The sequence below is a fragment of the Candidatus Gastranaerophilales bacterium genome, assembly GCA_028693235.1.
GTDB lineage: Bacteria > Cyanobacteriota > Vampirovibrionia > Gastranaerophilales > Gastranaerophilaceae > JAQUVW01.
In genome coordinates, this window is record JAQUVW010000003.1 from 166505 (window position 1) to 189638 (window position 23134).

Here is a 23134-nt window from a genome sequence, read left to right on the forward strand (position 1 = left end):
GTTACACCTTCAACATGTCAATTAAAACAGAACTATAAGAACTGAATATATCTAAAACAGTATTCGGGAAAAGCCCGAAAATAATCACGGCAAAAGCCAAAACGAAAAGCACAACAAGCTGATGCCCTCTTATATCTCTAACATTTTCGTACTGAACCGGTAATTTATTAAAGAAAATATTATGCAAAATTTTCAGCACATATACACTGCTTAAAATCAACGCAAACATAGCTAAAACGCCACATACCATAGACAAAGATGACTCCATGAAATCTGAAGTAAAGGCCCCGATAAAACTTAAAAGCTCTCCAGGGAATCCTGCAAGCAAAGGAAGACCTGCCGCAGCAAATCCAATCGGCAAAGCAAGCCGCATAAACCAAGGCATTACAGAACCTAAACCGCCCAAAGAATCTATATCACGAGTTTTACATCTGTTATAGACGACTCCCACAATCATAAACAGACCTGCACTAATCAAAGAATGAGCAAACATCAAGAATATAGCACCGTCCAAACCAATTCTTGTTAAAGTGCCGAGTCCCAATATTACAATTCCCATATGAGAAATACTTGAATAAGCAATGATTCTTTTCAAATCTACTTGAGCAATCGCAGTAAAAGCAGCCCATAAAATACTTATAACAGCTAATACAAGCAGTATTGGAGCAAATATCTTGAATACATCGGGGAAAATCCCCATATTAAATCTTAAAAGCCCGTAGCAACCCATTTTTAGTAAAATTGCAGCCAAAATCATACTTACGGGAGTAGGGGCATCTGTATGAGCATCTGGAAGCCACGTATGAAATGGAATTATAGGTATTTTTACAGCAAAACCAATAAAAAACGCAACGAAAACAAGCATTTGAAATGCTATAGGATAAACTGACTCTGAGATACTCAACATATCTATATTTGCAGTTAAAACACCATTTGTCGCAAAACTATAGAAATATAGAGCCAACATTCCGAGCAACATAAAAACGCTACCGCAGAATGTGTATAAAATAAATTTTAAAGCAGATTTTTGAGCATTTCCCGTTCCCCATTCGGAAATCAAGAAATACATCGGTACCAATTCAAGCTCCCAAAACAAAAAGAATAGAAACATGTCTTTGGCACAAAATACGCCTAAAACAGCTGTTTGCAATAAAAACATCATTGAATAATAGAATTTGTGTTTTGTTCTAATCGCGGATTTGCTGGCAATAAAAGCCAACAAGAATATAAATGACGTCAACACAACAAGCAATAATGATAGCCCGTCAACGCCGAAGCTTGCAGATATTCCTAACGATTTAAGCCAGCTTGAGTCAAACATCTTGAGCTCAGATTCATATACAAAAGAGCAACTTGAGGTGTCGTAAAAAGCCAAAAATAATAAGGTATATAAAAAATGCAGACTCGCAAATCCTTTGGAAAAACGGCGAATAAAAACCTCGTTGTTACCGAAGAATGGAGTCAAGATTAAACCAAACGCTATGAGAGGTGCAAATACAAGCCATATTAATGATAAATAATTTTCCATAAACTTATCCTCTAAGCAATATAAAATAAAAAACTAAAACCGTCATAAATAATACCCCGATAAAGAAAACAGAATAAGCAAGATAAGACTGAACATTTCCGTTTTGCAATTTCGAAACAAGCCACCCAAACCCGCGAGTCAGCAATGCGACTAGTCTTACCGCACCATCAATAATGTATTTATCAAGAAAATTTATTAACTTACAAAAATTATTGAAAACCTTTTTAATAAAAAACGAATATATTTCATTTATATAAAAAGTTTTAGAAGACAATTTATAAAGCCATCTTGGCAAAAAGTCATTATATAGTTCTTTTTTCACAACCAAAAACGCAATGCCTAACCCCAAAAGAGCTACCAAACTAGAAGCCAACGTAATACTAAATGGTATAGAAGAACAATTTTTCATTCCCAAAGGATTTATAAAATCCAAAAATCCTTTATGGACGAAAAAGCCTAATAACAATGACGGAACAGCTAAAAGGACCAAACCCGTTTTCATAGAAACAGGCGTTTTGATAGGTTGAATTGTATTTCTTACTTCCCCTTCAAAAATCAAAAAATATGATTTAAAGATATAAAAAGCAGTCATCAAACTAATAACAACAAAAGTTGCATACACTCCCATAGAAGCCTCTGTGGATACAGCGTAAGCCATTGCTTCTTTAGAAAAGAAACCGCTGAACATTAACCCGGATAAGCAAACAGAGCCAATTAAATAAGAAATTGCACATAAAGGCATTTCTTTCCTCAATCCCCCCATTTTTCTCATATCTTGGGTATCTTTCAGATACTTAATAACAATACCTGCAGCTAAAAACAGCAAAGCTTTATAGAATGCATGCATAGAAAAATGGAACAAAGCAGCCGATGGAGCCAAAATCCCCAAAGCAACAAACATTAACCCCAACTGAGAAGATGTGGAGTGTGCGAGCATTTTTTTAATATCATTTTGACAAAGTGCGAAAAATGCAGTGATAAACGCTGTAAACAAACCAACGTACAAAATTGTATTCATCAACGGAGCAGAAAGAATGAACAAAGGATACATTCTGAGAATTAAGAATATACCGGCTGCAACCATCGTAGCTGCGTGGATAAGTCCGCTAACAGGAGTTGGAGCCTCCATTGCGTCTGCAAGCCAAACATGCAAAGGGAATTGAGCAGATTTAGCTATTGCACCGCACAAAATCAATGCACAAATGCAATAGAATGCGACATCACCCGTCAATGGCAATAATTGTTCGGCGAAATTTTGCATATTAGAAAAAGCTAAAAACTCAGTCCCTGTGATATTTAGATAATTAAGACTAAAATAGATTAAAGACACTACCCCGACCAAAAGAGCGGTATCGCCTATTCTGTTAACAATAAAAGCTTTTTGAGCAGCTTTTGAAGCTGATTTTTTACTTAACCAAAAACCAATCAACAGATAACTACAAAAACCGACTAGCTCCCAAAATATGTACGTTTGTACTAAATTAGAGCTCAAAATAAGCCCTGACATTGAGAAGTTAAATAAATTTAAATAAATAAAATATCGTGAAAAATTTTCATCATCTTTCATATATCCGTAAGAAAAAATTTGAACAGCAAAACTAACACTCATCAAAACAAGTAAAAACAGTGCTGAGATTTTATCAAACAGAAAACCGAAATAAAGATTTAAAGAGCCTGATGAAAACCATAAAACGTTATCCTCAAGTGATGGAGTATCTCCCGTTAGAGCAAAATACATTCCCAAAAGAGCAAAACACAAACCGACAGAAGTTGACGCAATAGTCAACCCCGCAGTCATTTTTTTTGACTCAGTGAAGCCGGTTGTTGTATTAAGCAACAAAATCAATGCAACCCAGACGGGCAAAAACATTATTAACAATAAATTATCAAAAACAAAATTCATTATCCCTTAAGCTCTCCGATTTTTTCACTATTGACGGTATGTTTGTAATTAAATACAGACAAAACAAGGGCTAAACCAATTGCAACTTGGGTGGCACATATCGCAATGATAAACAAAGCAAAAATCATTCCGTTTACAGAACTTCCGTCCAAATAATTTGCAAAGGCAACGAAATTTATACAAACCGCATTGAGCATCAACTCTATACATATCAAAATTTTGATAATATTTTTCGAAATAATAATACCAAAAAGCCCGATGCAAAAAAGCACCAAAGCCAATACCAGATAATGAATTAAACCGATATTTGTAATCCACGCAAAATCCAACTATGAATCCTCCGATTTTTTAAAAGTAATAATTGCCCCCACACCGACTATCGCAATGAGCAAAAAGACGGACAAGAGTTCAAAACAAAATATATAATTGGTAAAAAGCCCCTTTGCAATTTCAAGAGTAGTATCAAATAAAGCTTTAACCTCAACGTTCATAAATGAAAAGCCATAGTCCAAACTATAATCTTCAACAACGAAAGTAATAAGAGCACCAACAATCATAAAAAGCCCGATAGCAGCCAAAACAGTTCTGGGAGCTAATGCTACATAGAGATTTTTTTCTTTGTTATAAGAAGTCATCATAATCGCAAATGCAAACAGAATCGCAACCGCAACCCCATAGACACTAATCTGCACAGCCGCATTAAAAGGTGCGTTAAGCATGAAAAATACAAATGCAACCAACATAAAAGCAACAAAAGCAGAAACCAAAGAATAGATAATCCTTGGTGCAAATACGACTCCGAGAGCAGATACCACTAGCAACGACGCTACAATATAAAATAAAATATGTGATAATAATTCCACTTATATCCCCTTTAATGTGAGTATTAAATCGTCTTTATTTAAAGATGCTAATGTATAAGATTTAGACATTTTCAGTGACTTTGTGGGGCAATTTTCGACACAATTACCGCAAAAAATACATCTTGCCATGTCCACTTCGTATTTAGTTACTTTAAATTTACCACTTTCATCCTTTGTACGTTCAATTTTAATCAAATCTTTACAAGGACAAACCTTTTGACACATTCCGCACCCTGAGCATTTAGGGGAGCCGTCATTATTTCTTACAAATAAGAGCTTGCCTCTAAATCTTGGGTTTAGAGCTTTTTTCTTTTCAGGATATTCGAGTGTTACTCTTTTTCTGAAAGCATTTTTCATAACAGTAAAATGCCCCTGAAACATTGAAAGAAAGAAATTAAACACTTTTTTAAACATAAGATGCTCCCATAGTCATATATTTGATAACAGATACCACAAAGAAATTAATAATAGAGAGCGGCAAAAGAACTTTCCAAGCAAAGGCAGTAAGTTGGTCAGCTCTAAGCCTTGGAAGAGTCGCTCTAATCCAAATAATAACAAATAAAATTATGGCTGTTTTAATAATCAGCCAACTGAATTGCTCAATATAAATCAGAAATTGAGTCGTGACGAAGTTTATATCAAGCTGTTCAACAATGTATCCGCCGAACGGAGATAAGTAGCCTCCAAAAAACAGAATTGCCATAAACAAACTTATAATAAACGTTTCAGCATATTCTGCCAAAAAGAACATAGCAAATTTCATGCCTGAGTATTCGACGTTGTAACCGCATACCAATTCACTTTCAGCCTCAGGCAAATCGAATGGAGTCCTGTTCATTTGAGCAATAGCACAGACGAAGAAGACGACCATACCAACAAAAGCGGGGATAAAATTCCAACCGAAAATGCCGTTTGAAGATTGAGCGAGGATAATATTGTTAATATTCAAAGTTTGAGCCAAAACAACAATGCTCAAAACAGACATAACAAGAGGGATTTCATAGCTTATTGTCTGAACGCAAGCTCTAAAAGCACCAATTAAGGAGTATTTGTTATTGCTGGAATACCCTGCGAGCAAGATACCGAAAGTAGGGAAAGTTAAAATAGCCATAAAAAGCAGCACCCCGACAATAGAATTAAAAATACAGAATCTGCTATCCCAAGGGATTAACCCCCATACCGCCATAACAGGGGCAAATACAAGAATAGGTGCAATCCAAAAAAGGAATTTGTCAGCCTTATCGGGAATAATATCTTCTTTAAAAAGTAGCTTAATCGCATCTGCGACAGTTTGCAAACAGCCCCAAAAGCCAACACGGTTAGGACCTTTACGAACTGTAAAAAGGGCTAATAATTTCCGTTCAACCAATACGAGAACCAAAACAACACCGATAAGTAAAACTGCGACAATGGCAAATGTCATTGCGTACCACAAGAGTATAGCCCACGCCTCGTTTATACCGAAAGATTGAAAATATTCTAAATAATACGAATATAAAACATCCATTATCTATCCACCTCCGGCAAAATGACATCTAAACTACCAAAAATAGTCATCAAATCAGACATTTTATGGTTTTGAATTAAATTAGGAAGAACTTGAACGGCATAAAATGAGCCCGTACGCCACTTGACTCTTACAGGTTTTTCACTTCCGTCTGCGACCAAAACACAAGACAAAAGTCCTCTCGGAGATTCAACATTAGATACATACATACCCACAGGTACTTTCAAGGCAACAGGTCTTATACCGAGATTATAATCTTCATTTTTGTTTTGCTGAAGCCAATCTGCACATTGTTTTACAATTTTTAAAGACTCTTTCATTTCTTGAACTCTGACAAAATATCTGCTCCAACTGTCACCAAATTTCCTATTCGGGACATCAAACTCAACTTTGTCATAAATCAAATAAGGGCTTTGTTTTCTAAAATCGAGAGTAACGCCGGAAGCTCTCAAATTAGGTCCTGTAATAGCATAAGCTAAAGCCGTTTTTTTATTCAAAACCCCAATACCGTAAGCACGTTTTAAGAAAACCGGATTTTTAGTAATGATAGCTTCATACTCATCAACTTTTTTAGGAAAATCAAGCATAAATTTATCGAGTTTTTCAAAGAAATGTGCCTGAAAATCTTTCTTAACACCGCCGAAAGTATGAAAATTATACATCATTCTTGCACCGGTTAAATCTTCAAAAAGATTTAAAATAACTTCTCTTTCTCTAAAGCAATAAAAGAAAGGAGAACTAGCACCCAAATCAAGCATAAAAGTCCCGAGCCACAATAAGTGAGAAGCAATTCTGTTAAGCTCCATCAACATAACTCTCATATATTGAGCCTTTTGAGGCACTTCAATTTTCAAAGCCTTTTCAACAGAGGAAACAAAAGCCTCAGCACAAAAAAATGAAGACAAATAATCTATCCTGTCAACAGTCGGCAAATACTGAAAATAAGTCATATTTTCCGCCATTTTTTCCATACCGCGGTGCAAATATCCAACTATCGGCTCTGTAGATTTTATAACCTCTCCATCAAGTTCCAAAACAAGTCTGAGAACCCCATGCGTCGAAGGATGTTGAGGACCTATATTTATTTTCATAGTTTTTTTTAGTTTTTCACTCATTTATTCCACGCCAATCTCTCATCATTCATAACGTAGTCTTTTCTCAAGGGGTGCCCCTTCCAATCTACAGGCATGAGCAACCTTTTCAAATTAGAATGCAATAAGAAATCCACGCCAAACAAATCAAAAATTTCACGCTCGTCCCAATTTGCAGAAGGGTATAAATCCGAAACTGTTTCAATCACAAGTCCTTGAACTGAAAGTTTTGTTGCAATTGCCAAATTCTCATTTCTTTCAGAAGAATATAAAAAATAAACGAGTTCAATACAGTCTGAAAGTTCGACAGCAGTGAGCGATAAAAGCATATCAAAAGAACATTCTGACGTATTTTTCAAATATTTTAGAGCATCTTTAAGTTGATTTTTAGGTAAATAATATTTGTTTATACCTTTATCAACTTCAACAACGCCATCGACGGCAAACATTTCTAAAAATTCATTTAACATAAACTACACCCCAAACCCTATAATTTCTATATCAGGCGAAGCCAAAAGAACCTCACTGTCATCAGCCCCTAAAGCCAGTTTTGATTTATGGGAGAGAATATACTCTTTTCTTTTAGAGAGAGATTCTGTCCTAATCATTTTTTGGAGTTTTATAATAGCATCAAGCAAAGCTTCAGGCTTGGGTGGACACATCGGCAAATAAACGTCAACAGGGATAATTTTATCGACACCGTTTACAACAGAATAAGAATTACCTTTATACATACCACCGGAGCAAGCACACGCCCCCATCGCAATGACATACTTTGGTTCAGCCATTTGTTCATACAATTTTAAAACAGCAGGAGCCATTTTGTGGGTTATAGTACCTGCGACAATAAGCAAATCGGCTTGTCTTGGGGTATTTCTAAAAACCTCAGAGCCAAATCTTGCAATATCATAATTTGAAGCAGAAGTGCTCATCATCTCTATACCGCAACATGAAGTAGCAAATGTCAACGGCCACAAGGAATTAGACCTTGCCCAATTATAAACCCAATCGATAGAAGATAAAATTAATTGCATTACCTGAACCTTAACAAATTTTTTCTAGCAGCATAAATCAGCCCCAAAACTAACAACAAAATGAATATACTAACCTCAACCAGAGCAAGTAATCCTAATTTTCCGAAAATCAAAGCAAACGGAAAAAGCATGATTGTTTCAATATCAAATATCAAAAACAAAATCGCATACATAAAAAACGGCATATTAAACTGAATTTTAGCATCAGAAAAAGGCGTCATTCCGCACTCATAAGTAGAATTTTTAATAGCAGAATCCCCCTTAGGCGAAAATATAAAACCGCAAATCAAAGCCGCAAGGGCAAACAATCCTGAAAATACTAACAATATGACTAATGCCAACAATTCGTGCAAAAGAGTCTCTCCACCAAGTAAATATTTACTATTATATATATTTATAACATTTTTTAATCTGTTATAATATTAAATGTTGTGAATTATTAAGATGGATTTTAAATATGAATAAAAAAATGAAATATTTTACGCTAATTTTAGTTTTTATAATGTCAATTTTTCAACCTGCAGAAGCGGCTAAAACGCCTTTAGAGCAAGGAAAAACATACATGTATAATGCGGCAATAGCAATAAATCAAAACGAACGAAATTTTTATATAAAAAAAGCCTCAAGTGAATTTCAAAAAGCCTATGATAAAGATATGTTAAATATTGAGGCGTCTATTGGGCTTGGGAAAACTTTAGCATATATGGGAAATCAGCAAAAAGCCAAACAAGTTTTAATGCAAGCCTACAGCACCTACCCTACAGATGCCCGTATTCAAGCTGCAGTCGGGGATTTTAACTATATTTTCCAAGAATATAATACGGCACTTGAATTTTACAAATTGTCACTATCCTCTGGAAATTTAAGGGATTACAGAACAAATTTTTCAACAGCACAATGTTACGAAAAGCTTGGCGACCTTAAAAACGCCCGAACTTACTACGAGATAACCCAAATGCTCCACCCAAACGACATAGATGCAGAAAAAAGGCTAAAAAGCCTTGATTCAATATATGAATACCACCCAATAGACAAGCAAAAAGCTGTTTTTGAAGCACAAGACACAAGTGAAGATATTGATATAAACACCCTTATTGATAATTGCAAAAACTTCAAAAATTAATCTTTCTTAACATTTACCCTATATTTGTAAATTTCAAACAAAAAAAATTTTTTATACAAATATACGGGGAAATTAGGAGGAATTTAATTTATGAGCGTTAACGCAACACAAGGATTATATTACAATCCTTATTTGTACAACAATTACAACACTTTAATAGGGAATACAGACGCCACGACAACAATTCCGTTAACAGGTAATGTATCTACGACAGTAACACCACAAGAAACAACAGCTAAAGACGGAAAAGATGACGGTAAAATAAGTTTTTGGGACAAATGTAAAAATGTCGTCAAAGGCGTAGGAAAAGCAATTGGTGGAGCAGTTTGCTCAATCATTCCCGGAGCCAGTCACGTAGCAAAAGCCTTAGGCTGGAAAGACGCACCTAGTTTTTCACTAAAAAATGCTGCAATCGCAGTAGGTGCTGTGGCACTAAGTATAGCATGTCCTCCGGCAGGTGTAGCAATAGCAGCCGCAGGAGCCATAAAAGGTGCTGTTGACGTAGGAAAAGGAATATACGGAGCAGCAACAGCAACCACTGACGCAGATGCGGAAGCTGCTTTCCAAAATATCGGTGCGGGAGGTCTTGAAGTAGGCTTGTCAGTAGCCGGCGTCAAGGGCGGATTAAAAGCGATGAAAGGCGTTGAAGGCTCAGCAATGTCCACGGCAACAACAACAGCTGAAAAAGTAAAAGCTTTCGGAACTGACTTCAAATCAAGTATTAAAGGCGGTAACGGCTACGAAGGACTAACAAATATCGCCAAAGCTAAATATGGAGCGATTAAAGAAGCTGGCGATGGCTCATTTAAAGCAGGTCTGAAAGCCGAAGGTAAAACTGCTTATAACAATGCAAAAGAAAGCGTCAAAACAAAATATGGAGAATTTAAAGAAAAAATCGACCCTAAAACCACTTTAGAAAATGCAAAAACTAAAATTGCAGAGGGTGCTGAAAAAATCAAAAACACCGATGCTAAAGCAGCACTTGCAGATGCAAAAACAAAATTGGGCGAACAATTTACAAAATTAAAAAATGCTAAATCTAAAATTTCTTATCAAAATGCAAAAGCAAAAGTTTTAGAACAATACGAAAAATTAAAACAAATTGACCCAAAAGAAGCATTAAATCAAGCAAAACAACTCGGGCTCAACATTGAAGACAATTTGACAAATACTCCTCTAAAATTGGCAATAACTCAAAATCTAGCAATGGCATCTGACAGAAACGAAACTGCAGCATACAAGAATCTTCCTGAAACAAGCACTGTTGATTATTCAAATTATTCATACCAAGAATTACCCGAAATGGGATTCAACGACGCAACCGGTCAATGGTACTAACTCAAATACAAAAACAAAAAAAGGGACTCGCAAGAGCCCCTTTTAATTTATATAACCGATATAGCTTGACAAAAAAGCCCGAATTTATTACCTTTAACATAGGGATTTAACAGAAGGGAGTCTGATATGCCACAGCCATACGCTCAACCACCACAATTTAAGACAAGAATTGCAGTTTTGCTTTTCATAAAAGGGTCAGCAGCCCCAATGGTTCTTTATTTTGAAGACCCGATTGCCATATATAACGAGCTAATGCAATTAATGAAAACATCTGCTGCAATGAGTAAATTATACGAAAAAGATGCCATTGGACCGATAAGAAGATTTTGTATCAGCTCTAACCAAATTGCAGGCGTAGCTTTACAAGAAGAACAAATACCTGCCTAATAATCAAAAATTAAATTAAGAAGAGGACTCATTTGAGCCCTCTTTTATGTATTTATACATAATGTAAAATTGTTTAAAAAATTTATTGAAAAAGCTCTGACGAACTTTGCTTGTTTGTTAGAGAAACTTCATCAAAAGCCTGTATGTCTAATCATATTGTAGTTAGAGGATTCAAGTTGCACTTACAATATTCAAAAAGAGTAAGCAGCTTTGCACAATTAATTTTCAACATAAAATATGAAACAATGACAAATGTCTATTGTTGTGCCATTTTCTCTTTTAATGTATTTGCGGAATCTTCATACCCTGCTCTTCCCATCAAAGCATAGGTGTAATTTTTAGCCTGTTCAACACCGGGTTGGTCAAAAGCATTAATATTATAGAGTTCACCCGCAATAGCTGTTTGAACTTCTAACATATAAAGAAGTTGCCCAACGTGATACGCATCAATTTTTGGAACAGTGATTGTAACATTCGGACGATTGAAATCTGTCAAGGTTACTTTTGTTGAATCAGCTTCTGCATTTAGCAAATCGTTAATGGTCTTGCCACCTAAATAGTTAATTCCTGTATATTCAAATACATTAGGGATTTCCAATGTAGTATCAAATTCTTTAACTCTGACAAAATTAATAATTTTATCATTCGGCCCTTCGTTATATAGTTGAATTTGAGAGTGTTGGTCAGTAACCCCAACCGCTTTAATAGGAGTAGGTCCGACATTTACTTTATTTCCTGCTCTGTCATATTCTTTACCTAAAGATTCTGCCCACAATTGAACATACCAATCTGAAATATATTTCAAGCGGCTTGAATAAGGCATCATAACAGATAAATTCTTACCTTTTTTGGTATCCATCAAATAATGAATAAGAGCATTTTGAGCGGCAATATTATGGTGTATATCAATATTTTTAAGAATCAAATCCATATCCTTAACGCCATGAACCATCTCATCAACATCAAGTCCGACTAGGGCAAATGGCAATAATCCAACTGCAGAAAATACTGAATATCTTCCCCCTACGTCATCTGGAACAACAAATGTTTTGTACCCTTCTTGGTCAGATAATTGACGAAGAATACCTGTGTTTTCATCCGTTGTAGCCACAATATTTTTTCTGTAATCGTCACCGAGTTCTTCTTTCAGTTTATTCATCACAACCATATATTGTGACATTGTTTCGGCAGTAGAACCTGATTTTGTAATTACGTTAACAAGAGTTTTCTTCAAATCCAAAACATCTAAAAGTCCATTTATTTGGTCAGGATCAATGTTATCTAAAAAGAAAATTCTCGGGAAATTTTTTCTTTGTTCAGGGGTAAGGAAGTTCCAATAAGGTTTCAAAAGAGCCTCACAGACAGCCATACCACCAAGAGCAGAGCCCCCGATACCCAAAATCAAGACATTGTCAAAACGGTCTTCAACCATCGCAGCATATTCTTTAACATACCAGACAGTTTCTTCGTTATAGCCCAAGTTCATCCATTGAAGCCATTGACCTGGTTTATCTTTTCTCGAGTTCAAATCCGCAATAATTGAAGTGATTTTTGAACCATATTCATTAAATTCACTTTCAATATCAAGCCCGTTTTCGTCACCGATTACGCATGAACGTACATTATTGTAATTGAACTCAATCATTAGACTTCCTCTTTTAAATTCTCTCTTAATTTATTGTACCTGCTAAGCAAATAAAATCCACTTACTTTTTAAGGATTTTTTACACAAAAATTAACAAATTGGATTAAAAATATAAAAAAACTGATACAAATCGTGATGTTTAGGTCTTTTTAGCATTAAAAATCAAAACTTTTATACAATGACATAATTTTTTTAAATGTTACAATTTAGTAATGAAAGAAAATAAATTTTTAGAAATCATAAACAAAACCCTAAGTGACAATTCATATTTAGGAGATGATTGTGCCTATCTTGAAGATTTAGGGATTTTTATAACCCATGACACGCTTGTTGAAAATGTTCATTTTTCACTTTCAACAACTGATGCTTTTACACTCGCCAAAAAAGCTGTAAATGTTAACCTGAGCGATTTAGCATCCAATTTAGCTATCCCAAAATACATAACGGTTTCTTTATCACTTCCGAATAAGATTTCTGAAGATTTTGTTAAAGATTTTTACACAGGATTGAACGAGGAAGCTGAAAAGGCAAGTTTTAAAATAATCGGCGGTGATTTAACCGGCGGAAGCAATATTGTCATATCTATATGTGCCATCGGGAAAAAATCCACCTCCATAAAAGTATCTCGCAAATATGCACAAACAGGCGACATCATTGTAACAACTGGGACTTACGGCTCTAGTGTATGCGGTTTATATTGTTTAGAGAAAGGGAAAAATTGTCCCCTAAGCCCAATAACTGCACACATTTCGCCAAAAGCAAAACTACAAGAATCAAAAATCCTCTCTGACAAACTTTCTCGAAACTCAGCTATCATGGATACTTCAGACGGTCTTATGGATGCTGCTTTCAAAATTGCAAAAATGAGCGGAGTTGAAATTGAACTCGACTTCAACAAAATTCCCTACGATAAAGATATAAAAATAATCGCACAAAACGCTAAAATTGACTATGTAGACTGGATTTTATGGGGCGGTGAGGATTTTGAGCTTTTCTGTTCCGTTTCCGAAAATGATTTTAAAAAACTTGATAAAAAAATATTTAAACCAATCGGAAAAGTTACAGCCAAAAATACTAACGGATTAGTAAAACTTAAAACAGACAATAAAATTATTGAAATAGACGAAGAAACTTTTAACACAAAAAGCTTCAATCATTTTGAGGAAAAATAAATGAACATACAAGCCATAATTCCTGCAGGCGGAACATCTTCAAGGTACAAAGGAGGTAACAAGCTCCTTGAAAATTTAGATGGAAAGCCTGTCTTAATGCACTCTATTGATAAAATGAACGAAATTGATTGCATATCAAAAATAATTATCCCATCTTCAGAAGGGCTCATTCCAACACTCAAAAAGCTGACTGAAAATTATAAAAAAGTTGAAATCGTAAAAGGCGGCTCTTGCCGGCAAGAATCTGTTTTCAACGGATTAAAAGCCTCAAAAGATTGTGACTACGTACTTATTCACGATGGAGCCAGACCGTTAATAAAAAAAGAAACTATTCAAAAAGCGTTAAATGAAACTTTTGAAAAAAAAGCAATAATTGTCGCTGTAAAAACAATCGATACAATAAAAAAAGTTGATTCAAATCTGAAAATAATAGAAACTCCAAACAGAGCTTTTTTGTGGAATGTGCAAACTCCACAAATTTTCGATTTTAAATTAATTTTTGAAGCACACAAAAAGCTTGAAGGTCATAAATTTAGTGACGATGGCGGACTACTTGAACATCTTGGAGCCGATGTTTATATTTTTGAAGGCGAATATTCAAATTTCAAAATCACAACAAAAGAAGACCTTTTAAAAGCAGAAAAATTGATTGAATGTAACAAATAATTTATAGTTTATACGCAAGCTAGCAAAAATATTTTTCACGCTTTTTATTCTAAACAGAGTAGTTAAATAGTGTGGTATATATGGTCAATTCTGTAACTGGGTCAACTCCAACTGTAAAGTCATCTATTTTTTATGTAAATGACATTCATGGGCAACTTCCTAAAATGGAACAATTAACTAACGCTTCTGCCCAATTTGACAGCTTTGCGAAAGAAAAGAAAGTCGATGCTTTAAAGCTTTGCTCTGGTGATACTTTTATCGGCGGAGATGAAAAAATAAACACCGCAGCTGCAACTTTCCTTGATACAGCAGGCATTCAAGCTTCCACTTACGGAAACCATGAATTTGATGTTTCCGCTCCAAAACTCGCAAATATTATAAAAAACGTAAAAACAACATTCCTCGGAATGAACATGAATATACCTGATAAAAACGCATTAAAACAAAAAACTCTCCGCTCAACCGTAATTGAACAAAATGGCAACAAGTACGGCGTTATCGGGCTTCAACCACTTGACTTATATACAAGAATCAAGAAAAAAGAACTTTTAGACGGCATAACCGTTGACGACGAGCCTCAAACTTTTAAAGAACTTCAAGAAGAAGTAAACGGGCTTAAACAACAAGGTATTAACAAAATTATCCTATTGTCACATACGGGAAACAAAGAAGAAAAGAAAATCGCACAATCTATTGACGGTATAGACGTTATCTTAGGCGGTCACTCTCACGATATGATTGAAGGTATCAAACAAGGCGAAAATCTATTCTATTCACCATCAGGGGAACCTGTCATCATTACTCAAGCAGGACGTGACGGGCATAATTTCGGCATTTTGAATGTCGAATATGACGCTCAAGGTAAAATCGTTAAAGCTCAAAATAACGTTGAAAAAACATCTGCTTACGGCAAAAATTTACTTATGTCAGCTACTGCAGACAAAATACTCGGTCCATCACCTGTTATCGGAACTTTAAGCAAATGCGACCCTTACCCGAAAAAACCTTTGATTGAAGAAAATCCTTTTGCCAGTTTCGTTGCTGATGCCGTAAGAAAAGAAATGGGGGCTGATATCGTCCTCGTAAACTCCGCTAATTTCAGAGGAAACGTTTCCTCAGGCGAAATTACCGAACGTGACATCTCTAGTGCTTTCCCTTTCAAAAACAAATTATGCAAAGTTGAGTTATCTGAAAAAGACCTAATCGATGCTTTAAACCACGGTGGCACATCTCTAAAAACTCCTGACAACAAGCCAAACATAATGCAAGTTTCAGGCATGACCTATACCTTAGACAAAGAAGGAAAAGTTGTTGAAGCTTCTATTTTAGACAAAAACAACCAACCTCAAAAAATTGATGTTAACAATCCAAACCCGAACAAAAAATACATCGCAATCTACGACGACTATGTTTGTAACGGCGGCGACAAATTTGATATGCTAAAGAAAATTGACACTCCAGCACTTCTTGAAAAGTACGATTATGACAAAGACAAAGTAGCTGTTGACTATATCAAAAAACTCAACGGTCAGCCTTTTGAAATCGTAAAAGACGGAAGAATTAAATTTTTATAAAACAAAATAGAGCTTTTAAAGCTCTATTTTTTTTAGTTAAAAGCTTTCAATGTAAGCCAAAAGAAAATAGACAAAAGCAATGCTATAATCATTGCGATTTTTTCTGCTTTAATCAAGCCGTTAAATCCAACATCATTTTTATTCAACAATTTGATTTTTTGCATGCAAAAAGAATTGGCACAAATTAACGTAGCAAAATAGATAACACAACCCACCATTTTTAGCCTGACTCCCGGCTCTGCAAACGCTATAAAGCAAGCAACTACAAGATACCACAGAGAAAATAAGGCTATCAACGCAAAATAAAAATATGAAATTTTAAATAAAATTTTCTGCATAGAACTATTTTATCACATTTTTTTTAAGGACAGCAAATCCGATTTTAGAATTATTAAAATTCGCAAATTTTTTATAAATTCAAGCAATCTTAGCACCTAAAAATTTTTTATAAATATAGAAAAGGTACGCTATGGTTTCGATTAAGCCAATAAAAAACAATCCTATAATTGAACTTATGGACAAAGTTTGGGTCAATAAGACACCATTTTATTGCCAACAAATTTCAGATTCATTCTATAGAGGCTCTGAACCTTCTGAAAAAGAAATGAAAATGCTTGCTGAAAAAGGGGTTAAAAAAATCCTGAACTTAAAATCTGTAACAAAAAAAGAACTGGCTGCTCTAACTGAACAAGCGAAAAAAAACGGGCTGGAATACATTAATATTCCACTCAATCCTTTCCATATAAAAAATACATTTCCATACATAATTGAAGCAATTGAATCAGCAACAAAGGAGAATCCTCTTTTTATACACTGCACATTCGGGCGGGACCGAACCGGATTTGTATCCGCTCTCGTAAAATACACAAAACAAGGACTCCCAATGCCTGACGCCATCAAAGATATGGAAGCCCATGGCTTTAGAAAAACACTATTTTTCAATGTCGAAAACTTTTTAAAAAAATTCGACTCAGCGATGAAAGGCTGCAGCCGCACTGCTATGCAATAGCTTTAACCTTTAAAATCTGACGGAATGTGTTTTTCCCAATCTGTATCCATATTTTTGATGAACTTATGTGCGTCTATCACATCATCATAACTAATCGGAGCCGGTCCTTCTAAAATCTCCAATTTCAAATCTGAATCTTTTATTTTTTCAGGTTTCAAATCAATAGACTCTAGTCCCAAAAACGCAAGCCCGAAAGCTTTTTTGCAATGCCTACAAACAATTTGCACAACATACAAATTATCTTCTTCACGCATGATTTTTATTGAATCTTCGTCAAAGTCGCTCTTACAATTTGAGCAACATAATCCTGAAAACAATCGTTTTATCTTTAACTTATCCATAAAATTTACCATCCTCATTATACTTCATAAATACTATTTTTTTGCCCTTTTGCTCATTTCATGTTTAGAAATCACAAAGCTGGGAACTATATCTATGTGTAGATATTAGATAGGAAGTTTTGTTATGGATGCATTTTATGTTGTTTTGTTCGGATTGGTTATGTACCTAGGTTTGATTGCTATTCCTTCAATTTTGGAAAAGCACGCTCCTCAACATTAAGCCGAATATCAAAAACTAAAAACATGCCTGCAGCTTTGTAGGCATGTTTTTTGTTCCTACCTCGTATTACACAAGGCTTTAGACATTAAAAAAGTATAATTGTTGCATCAATCATCAAAATGTAACGGATTATTTTATTTTTCTTGCCAGATAGTACCGTCTTTATTATCCTTTAGGATAATATTTATGCTATCTAAAAGGTTTCTGATTTTATCAGCAACGTCCCAATTTTTATTTGAACGAGCTTCATTTCTGACAGCTATAACTCTTTCCATAAGAGCGTTTCCTGTTAATTTTTTATCTGTTTCAGGCAAAAAATCAAAGTCTGCGACAATATTATCCAATCTTTCTGAAAGCTCAGATTCAGATAATTCATCTTTTTCGACTTTGAAGCCCATAACATTTGTCAATTTTACGAGTGCTGAGACAGCTTGTAAGGCACCTTGTTTATCATTTGCGTCTTTACACTTATTGGCAGCAGTTGCGAGGTCAAAAAGAACCGCTAACGCCTTTGAAGTGTTAAAGTCATTATCCATTGCTTCCTTGAATTGTTCAATTTCAGGGACATCAATATCTTCTAGCAAATTAGCTTCGCCGACATATTTCACCCCATCGTTGTAAGCTGTTTTTAATCGTTTAAATCCTGCTTGAGCACCGGCTAACGCCATATCATTAAACTCAACCGGCATTCTATAATGATTTGTTAAAATGAAAAATCTGATTGTATTTGAATCATAGTTTTCAAGCAATGCGTCAATGCTGACAAAATTCTTTAGCGACTTCGACATTTTTTCTTTATTAATAGTTACAAATCCGTTATGAAGCCAATATTTGACAAATCTGCACCCATTTGCACACTCTGACTGTGCTATTTCATTTTCATGATGAGGGAAAATCAAATCCGCACCACCGGCATGAATATCAATTTCCTTAGCCAAATGCTTGCGAGCCATTGCACTACACTCAATATGCCACCCCGGTCTGCCAAGTCCCCATGGACTCTTAAATCCGTCAATTTCATCTTTTTTCCACAACGCAAAGTCCAAAACATCTTCTTTTTTAGATGACGCTTCAACTCTTGCACCTGCAACCAAGTCATCAATCGGTTGTTTGCTCAATTTGCCGTAATCTTTAAACTTCTTAACTCTGAAATAAACGTCTCCATCAACCTCATAAGCAAAACCTTTATTTATAAGATCTTTCACGATTGCTATCATTTCACCGATAGTTTTTGTCGCAAAAGGTTCAATATCAGGCTTCAATATGTTTAATTTGTCCATACTGTCTGAAAAAATTTTATAATATTTTTGAGAAATTTCTTGTTGCGTAGAATTTTCAGCCTTTGCTTTAGCCAAAATTTTATCATCTACATCCGTCACATTCCTACAATACCTGACGTCATAGCCTAAAAATTTCAAATATCGATAAACCATATCCCAAGTAATATAGCATCTGGCATGTCCTAAATGCGGATGGTCATAAACAGTAGGTCCACAGACATACATATTAACTTTGCCCTCTGTAATAGGACTAAATTCTTCTGTTTGGTTACTAAATGAGTTATGTACTTTTAGCATAATAAAATCCCTTCGCTCTACAAAAAATATTGTACTACAAAGGGATTTTTTTATAAATTGTTCTATCGTTTAGTGAATCTATTCAGCTTTATACAAAACTAATGAGTTGTAATCATCAGGTCTGATTGTGATTTTTCCGCCGTCTTCTGCTTTTAGAACATAGTGACCGCCTTCTTTTGCGACTACAAATGTTCTGTCTTTATCAGCCAAATTTGTACTCTTAAAGATAGTGCCTTCTGTCAAGCCGCCTGCAAGTCCCTCTTTAGGAGCCCTATTCTTTGCAGTTTTGATTTGGTCTCCATCAGCATGGTTGTAATTTTCAGAACCGCCATCAAGTCTGATAGAATCAAGATTGACTTCTTCACGTTTTATCGAATCATGTGCATTAACACTTAAACCCGCCAATGAATATGCAGTAATTACAGCCTGTCCTTTGTCATTGTATCTCAAGACAGAATACGTATCATTGTCCATTGGCAATGAAACAGGAATTCCATCATTCAATGGTGCTAATTCGGGTTTGTTTCTATAATCCAAAATCGCATTCATTTTCTTTTCGTATTTTGCAACTTCTTCATTATAGTATTTTTGATTTTTAGGGTCGGTTCTTTCCCAAACAAGCGTATTTCTATTTTGTTGATAATAGTTTTTAGCTTTGGTTTCGTAGCCTGTTGTTCCGATTTTATCACCGCCAAAGTCCGTAACATCACCGGGGAGTGTAACCATCATCTTGTAAATACTGTAGTTCTTTTCAAATGCAGGTTTCATAACATTATTAAATACCGCATCTTTTATAATTTTTTCATCTTTTTCGTTTATTTTTAATCCATTGGATTTTGCTTGCTCAAAAACATTATCAAGAGCTTTATCAACAGGTCTTGCACCAAAAGCATCAGGTTTAAATTTTTCACCTTTGAATTTTCCTGAAGCAATCTCAGCAATTGCTTTATCTAAAGAAGCTTTAATATCATCGTTAAGAGTATTTTTCAAAGATTTATCTGCTGCAGCTTGAGCCAATCCGTCTTTTAGAGCCTTGCCCATTGCAATTGCTGGTGATGAAACTTTATCATAATTGATAGAAATATCATCTTTGCCCAATACTTCTGCCGCAATTTTTTGATCATTTGCATCAGTCATAGGAGAATAGAACAATCCCATATCTAAAGCCAATGAGTGCAAAATTCTCGGTTTATCATGGTTTCCTACAAATGTATATGAATGAAGAACACCTTCAAGCGGAGTTTGATAGAAAAAGCCAGGATTTTCACTCCAACCTTCAATCAAATTTTTTCTTGTTTCTACAGGATTTCCATACTTACTATTGGTTTCACCAGTTTCAGCAGATTTGTTAAACAGCTCAGGTACAGAAGAGAAGAAATAAGTATAATTGGCTGTTGTTGTAATGCCTGTATCACGAATAAATTTAGCCTCTGCATCCCAAGGTCCTGAGAATCTGCCATCAGGATTTTTGTTAAATAACTGCTCTAAATCAGTTATTTCAGCTGCTGTATAAGAATGAGGATTAACCTCTGTAACAGCTTTATTATATGCTTTCCAGAAATCTATAGCTTTGTCAAAAGTTTCACCTGCTCCATCAGTGCCGTTTCTTACAGAATCAATGGGAGCTACATCTTTTGCAGCATCAATTCTCCAGTTCAAGCCTGTTTCTGTTCTATCAACCAATGCTTCTGCTAACAAATAAGAATTTACATCTGCACCTTTTAATCGTTTTTTTAAGGCTGCAGTTAATTCTTTTTTGTCTTCATCACTAATTTTAGCAAAATTTTCACTCATTTTATCGATTAAAGCGTCAGCATTTTCTTCAGGCGAATTCATATCTATACCCAAAGAGCCTAATGTAATATCCGCAGGGTTAATTTTAGACAAATCCAACTCGCCGTTTTTATCAAATTCAATAGGAGCATTAGGTGCTATAGATTTAATCAAAGCATATTGTGTCACATCATCCATTACATCTTTAATAACAAACTTACCTAATGCATTTGGAGAACTGCCATCTGACAAATCCATTCCCAACCCTTTCAATATTTTAATTGAAAAGGAAGCTATATCATTAGCCAAGAAGCTATCTGCTTTATCATAAATTTGTTGATATTTCGGTTTTAAATTAGGATTTCCTTTTTGATACAAATCAAATCTTGAAACGCCGAGCTCATCTTTATTTGAAGCTCTTTTTGCAATATACGGAGATGTCAAAACTGCCAACAAATCATTATTTGCAGGAAGTGCTTCCAATGGATAATCCATTATTTTTTTGGCTAGAGTATTTATTACAGTATCGTTTGACTCAAGTGTTTTGGATTCGTATCTCCCATTTATAATATTTCTTATAACAGGTGAAGTCATTGCCTCTATTGAAGATTTCGGCAAATTACCTGCTTTAACTTCGTCTTGAATTTTTTGCATATATGCTTTTGCTGACGGCTCCTTTACGCCTCTCAACAATGAAGCAGCATAAGAAGTCGTCGTATCTGCTGTCAATTGAGTCCAATATTTTCCTGATGACAATGCATAATCTTGAACAGCCCAAACGCCTTCTTCCATTGCTTCCATTGCCTCTTTACGTTCTTCTTTTGGTAAAGAATCAACGTATTTTTTGACATCTTCTGTACCATAAGAGAAATTCAATTTTGCAATATCGACATTTCCGTCCCAAGCAACAAAGCCACCCTCATTTTTTTGGTCGATTTTGAAATTATCAAATTGCATTATGTTTTTTACAGCGTCCATGCTTTGCAAACTGGCATCTTTACCGTTTAAAGCTATATATTTATCTATATTTTGCTTTAATTGTTCAGGCTTAACTTCAAACGAATATGGATACACTGTATCGTCATGAGCTGTTATATCATAGTTATTATCTGTATTATTTTTTGCGTACGTATTAATCAGATTATTGTCAGTCATTTGTTTTTTATCAGCCAATCTGGTATCAAAAAACTGAACGTATGTCGGTTTCTTCACGTCGTATTCTTTGTTTGCTTTTGAGGTATTACCCAACTCAAAAGGTGAATTCACAACCTTGTAGCCTAAGTAATCAGCTTGTTTTGGCAAAACACCCATTGCCATTACGCCATCATTTAGTCCATTTATTTTGAACCAATTATAAAATGGTGAATCTTTTCCCCATTTTAAAACATCTGTAAAATGGATACCTTCTAATCCTTCGTTGACCAAAGCAGCATCTGAAACCCAGTTTATTCCACGTTTAAACATTTCTTTTTGAAGGTCTTTATAGTCATTCATATCACCAAGTTGAGGTGCGAGTTGATATGCATTTTGTGTCCAATACAAGTGAGAGGAAACCGTATCTTTAGTAACAGGCATGCCTACAATTCTTGTATAGCCTTCTTTTTCAAGCTTATCTAATTTTTGGATTAAACCAGCAAAATTTCCGCCAAGTTTATTGGTATGAGTTCTGGTAGAAGCCAAAGCATTTGCTCGCAAAGCCTCTGAATATGAAATTTTACCGTCTTTTTCACGTGTATAACCGGGATTATATTGGTCTAACATAACAAGTTGCATTTTCCCCGGGCGATTTATAACAGCACCGTTGTTCAACACAACATTTAATTTTGCCGCATCGTCAGAATGTTCAATCCTTTTGTCCTCTATTACATATCCGGGGTCAAAGGCAAATTTTTTATTGTTTTCATCATTTTTATCAGTCAAAACGTATCTGTATGCAAAAGCTTCGGTTTTATCGCCAAACAACTTATCAGGTGCAACGTTTGGGGCTTCACCTTTTTCATTCAAGCTAAAAGCAATTGGCTCTTTTGACGCCAAGGAATAGTCGCCATTTTTATCTTTGGCAACTCTATATAATTCTAGCTTTGCACTATATTTATCAGTATCATAGGGCAGAAAGAACTTTTGTTGCACTGCTCCATAATTATCGACGAACTTCTTTTGTCCTCCGAAAGATACTTCATTTTTCTTGTTATGATTGAATGATGAACCATTAACTATATTCACAAAAAACTCCTTGTCATGCAAAAGTCAGATATGTATATTAATTCCTGTAAACGCAATTTCTTGCGTTTTTTTAGGGGATTTGTTAAGAAAATTTTACACTAATTTAATCAATAATATACTTCACTTTTATATTTTAGCATTATTATTAATTATTGTTAAG

General features: G+C 35.0%; 22 protein-coding genes. 7 read left to right on the forward strand and 15 right to left on the reverse strand.

What is annotated here, in order from left to right; all coding sequences use genetic code 11:
* Window position 1 precedes the first annotated feature (1 nt).
* The 10 genes from PHV37_06335 to PHV37_06380 are packed head-to-tail and all read right to left on the reverse strand — an operon-like array spanning window position 2 to window position 8279.
* Window positions 2-1528: an NADH-quinone oxidoreductase subunit M gene (locus tag PHV37_06335; GenBank protein ID MDD3237699.1), complete on the reverse strand. Its 1527-nt coding sequence runs from the start codon at window positions 1526-1528 to the stop codon at window positions 2-4.
* 4 nt (window positions 1529-1532) lie between these two features.
* Window positions 1533-3431, reverse strand: coding sequence for an NADH-quinone oxidoreductase subunit L (locus PHV37_06340; GenBank protein MDD3237700.1), 1899 nt, complete (start codon window positions 3429-3431; stop codon window positions 1533-1535).
* Window positions 3431-3760 (reverse strand): NADH-quinone oxidoreductase subunit NuoK, encoded by a 330-nt coding sequence (gene nuoK, locus PHV37_06345; GenBank protein ID MDD3237701.1) that lies wholly within the window; start codon window positions 3758-3760, stop codon window positions 3431-3433. The genes PHV37_06340 and nuoK overlap by 1 nt, the downstream gene beginning before the upstream one ends.
* Window positions 3761-4294 (reverse strand): NADH-quinone oxidoreductase subunit J, encoded by a 534-nt coding sequence (locus PHV37_06350; protein MDD3237702.1) that lies wholly within the window; start codon window positions 4292-4294, stop codon window positions 3761-3763.
* Window positions 4295-4708, reverse strand: coding sequence for an NADH-quinone oxidoreductase subunit I (locus tag PHV37_06355; protein MDD3237703.1), 414 nt, complete (start codon window positions 4706-4708; stop codon window positions 4295-4297).
* Complete coding sequence (gene nuoH, locus PHV37_06360; protein ID MDD3237704.1) at window positions 4701-5801, reverse strand: NADH-quinone oxidoreductase subunit NuoH; 1101 nt, start codon at window positions 5799-5801, stop codon at window positions 4701-4703. The genes PHV37_06355 and nuoH overlap by 8 nt, the downstream gene beginning before the upstream one ends.
* A complete protein-coding gene (locus PHV37_06365; GenBank protein ID MDD3237705.1) occupies window positions 5801-6916 on the reverse strand; it encodes an NADH-quinone oxidoreductase subunit D in 1116 nt (371 codons plus the stop codon). The genes nuoH and PHV37_06365 overlap by 1 nt, the downstream gene beginning before the upstream one ends.
* On the reverse strand, window positions 6913-7362 hold the full coding sequence (locus tag PHV37_06370) for an NADH-quinone oxidoreductase subunit C (GenBank protein MDD3237706.1): 450 nt from the start codon (window positions 7360-7362) through the stop codon (window positions 6913-6915). Before PHV37_06370 ends, PHV37_06365 begins: the two co-directional genes overlap by 4 nt.
* A gap of 3 nt (window positions 7363-7365) precedes the next feature.
* On the reverse strand, window positions 7366-7926 hold the full coding sequence (locus tag PHV37_06375) for an NADH-quinone oxidoreductase subunit B (protein ID MDD3237707.1): 561 nt from the start codon (window positions 7924-7926) through the stop codon (window positions 7366-7368).
* A complete protein-coding gene (locus tag PHV37_06380; GenBank protein MDD3237708.1) occupies window positions 7926-8279 on the reverse strand; it encodes an NADH-quinone oxidoreductase subunit A in 354 nt (117 codons plus the stop codon). Before PHV37_06380 ends, PHV37_06375 begins: the two co-directional genes overlap by 1 nt.
* Window positions 8280-8383: 104 nt before the next feature.
* Here PHV37_06380 and PHV37_06385 point away from each other — a divergent pair, with 104 nt between their 5' ends.
* The 3 genes from PHV37_06385 (at window position 8384) to PHV37_06395 (ending at window position 10774) form a co-directional block, all read left to right on the forward strand.
* Entirely contained in the window at window positions 8384-9049 is a 666-nt protein-coding gene (locus PHV37_06385) for a hypothetical protein (protein MDD3237709.1), read from the forward strand.
* Between the two features lie 90 nt (window positions 9050-9139).
* Window positions 9140-10387: a hypothetical protein gene (locus tag PHV37_06390; protein MDD3237710.1), complete on the forward strand. Its 1248-nt coding sequence runs from the start codon at window positions 9140-9142 to the stop codon at window positions 10385-10387.
* A 126-nt stretch (window positions 10388-10513) separates the two neighbouring features.
* Window positions 10514-10774 carry a hypothetical protein gene (locus tag PHV37_06395; protein MDD3237711.1) on the forward strand — a complete coding sequence of 87 codons (261 nt, stop codon included), beginning with the start codon at window positions 10514-10516 and terminating at the stop codon, window positions 10772-10774.
* A 256-nt stretch (window positions 10775-11030) separates the two neighbouring features.
* Here the strand turns inward: PHV37_06395 and PHV37_06400 are convergent, their stop codons facing one another.
* On the reverse strand, window positions 11031-12419 hold the full coding sequence (locus PHV37_06400; GenBank protein MDD3237712.1) for a glucose-6-phosphate isomerase: 1389 nt from the start codon (window positions 12417-12419) through the stop codon (window positions 11031-11033).
* 212 nt (window positions 12420-12631) lie between these two features.
* Between PHV37_06400 and thiL the strand changes: the two genes are divergently transcribed.
* From thiL to PHV37_06415, 3 genes are all read left to right on the forward strand, one after another.
* Window positions 12632-13591 (forward strand): thiamine-phosphate kinase, encoded by a 960-nt coding sequence (gene thiL / locus PHV37_06405; protein ID MDD3237713.1) that lies wholly within the window; start codon window positions 12632-12634, stop codon window positions 13589-13591.
* Window positions 13592-14257 (forward strand): 2-C-methyl-D-erythritol 4-phosphate cytidylyltransferase, encoded by a 666-nt coding sequence (gene ispD, locus PHV37_06410; GenBank protein MDD3237714.1) that lies wholly within the window; start codon window positions 13592-13594, stop codon window positions 14255-14257. It abuts the gene before it with no gap.
* Window positions 14258-14337: 80 nt separating this feature from the next.
* A complete protein-coding gene (locus PHV37_06415; GenBank protein ID MDD3237715.1) occupies window positions 14338-15831 on the forward strand; it encodes a 5'-nucleotidase C-terminal domain-containing protein in 1494 nt (497 codons plus the stop codon).
* 32 nt (window positions 15832-15863) lie between these two features.
* Here the strand turns inward: PHV37_06415 and PHV37_06420 are convergent, their stop codons facing one another.
* Window positions 15864-16169 (reverse strand): hypothetical protein, encoded by a 306-nt coding sequence (locus PHV37_06420; GenBank protein MDD3237716.1) that lies wholly within the window; start codon window positions 16167-16169, stop codon window positions 15864-15866.
* Window positions 16170-16300: 131 nt separating this feature from the next.
* Between PHV37_06420 and PHV37_06425 the strand changes: the two genes are divergently transcribed.
* Window positions 16301-16840: a tyrosine-protein phosphatase gene (locus tag PHV37_06425; protein MDD3237717.1), complete on the forward strand. Its 540-nt coding sequence runs from the start codon at window positions 16301-16303 to the stop codon at window positions 16838-16840.
* A 2-nt stretch (window positions 16841-16842) separates the two neighbouring features.
* On the opposite strand, the gene PHV37_06430 is transcribed toward PHV37_06425, so the two are convergent.
* The 3 genes from PHV37_06430 to PHV37_06440 all read right to left on the reverse strand — a co-directional run bounded on the left by PHV37_06430 (window position 16843) and on the right by PHV37_06440 (window position 22974).
* The gene (locus tag PHV37_06430; protein ID MDD3237718.1) at window positions 16843-17181 is read right to left on the reverse strand and encodes a hypothetical protein; all 339 of its coding nucleotides are present in this window, start codon (window positions 17179-17181) and stop codon (window positions 16843-16845) included.
* A gap of 354 nt (window positions 17182-17535) precedes the next feature.
* Window positions 17536-18978 (reverse strand): cysteine--tRNA ligase, encoded by a 1443-nt coding sequence (cysS, locus tag PHV37_06435; protein MDD3237719.1) that lies wholly within the window; start codon window positions 18976-18978, stop codon window positions 17536-17538.
* 78 nt (window positions 18979-19056) lie between these two features.
* The gene (locus PHV37_06440; GenBank protein MDD3237720.1) at window positions 19057-22974 is read right to left on the reverse strand and encodes an alpha-amylase family glycosyl hydrolase; all 3918 of its coding nucleotides are present in this window, start codon (window positions 22972-22974) and stop codon (window positions 19057-19059) included.
* Window positions 22975-23134 lie beyond the last annotated feature (160 nt).

Bases quoted from the DNA above. Each gene is read 5' to 3' on its own strand.
- PHV37_06335 (MDD3237699.1), bottom strand. From the start codon at position 1,528: ATGGAAAATTATTTATCATTAATATGGCTTGTATTTGCACCTCTCATA.
- PHV37_06400 (MDD3237712.1), bottom strand. From the start codon at position 12,419: ATGATTGAGTTCAATTACAATAATGTACGTTCATGCGTAATCGGTGAC.
- nuoH (MDD3237704.1), bottom strand. From the start codon at position 5,801: ATGGATGTTTTATATTCGTATTATTTAGAATATTTTCAATCTTTCGGT.
- cysS (MDD3237719.1), bottom strand. From the start codon at position 18,978: ATGCTAAAAGTACATAACTCATTTAGTAACCAAACAGAAGAATTTAGT.
- PHV37_06425 (MDD3237717.1), top strand. From the start codon at position 16,301: ATGGTTTCGATTAAGCCAATAAAAAACAATCCTATAATTGAACTTATG.
- PHV37_06385 (MDD3237709.1), top strand. From the start codon at position 8,384: ATGAATAAAAAAATGAAATATTTTACGCTAATTTTAGTTTTTATAATG.
- PHV37_06370 (MDD3237706.1), bottom strand. From the start codon at position 7,362: ATGTTAAATGAATTTTTAGAAATGTTTGCCGTCGATGGCGTTGTTGAA.
- PHV37_06420 (MDD3237716.1), bottom strand. From the start codon at position 16,169: ATGCAGAAAATTTTATTTAAAATTTCATATTTTTATTTTGCGTTGATA.
- PHV37_06390 (MDD3237710.1), top strand. From the start codon at position 9,140: ATGAGCGTTAACGCAACACAAGGATTATATTACAATCCTTATTTGTAC.
- PHV37_06355 (MDD3237703.1), bottom strand. From the start codon at position 4,708: ATGTTTAAAAAAGTGTTTAATTTCTTTCTTTCAATGTTTCAGGGGCAT.
- PHV37_06415 (MDD3237715.1), top strand. From the start codon at position 14,338: ATGGTCAATTCTGTAACTGGGTCAACTCCAACTGTAAAGTCATCTATT.
- thiL (MDD3237713.1), top strand. From the start codon at position 12,632: ATGAAAGAAAATAAATTTTTAGAAATCATAAACAAAACCCTAAGTGAC.
- PHV37_06375 (MDD3237707.1), bottom strand. From the start codon at position 7,926: ATGCAATTAATTTTATCTTCTATCGATTGGGTTTATAATTGGGCAAGG.
- ispD (MDD3237714.1), top strand. From the start codon at position 13,592: ATGAACATACAAGCCATAATTCCTGCAGGCGGAACATCTTCAAGGTAC.
- PHV37_06340 (MDD3237700.1), bottom strand. From the start codon at position 3,431: ATGAATTTTGTTTTTGATAATTTATTGTTAATAATGTTTTTGCCCGTC.
- PHV37_06395 (MDD3237711.1), top strand. From the start codon at position 10,514: ATGCCACAGCCATACGCTCAACCACCACAATTTAAGACAAGAATTGCA.
- PHV37_06430 (MDD3237718.1), bottom strand. From the start codon at position 17,181: ATGGATAAGTTAAAGATAAAACGATTGTTTTCAGGATTATGTTGCTCA.
- PHV37_06365 (MDD3237705.1), bottom strand. From the start codon at position 6,916: ATGAGTGAAAAACTAAAAAAAACTATGAAAATAAATATAGGTCCTCAA.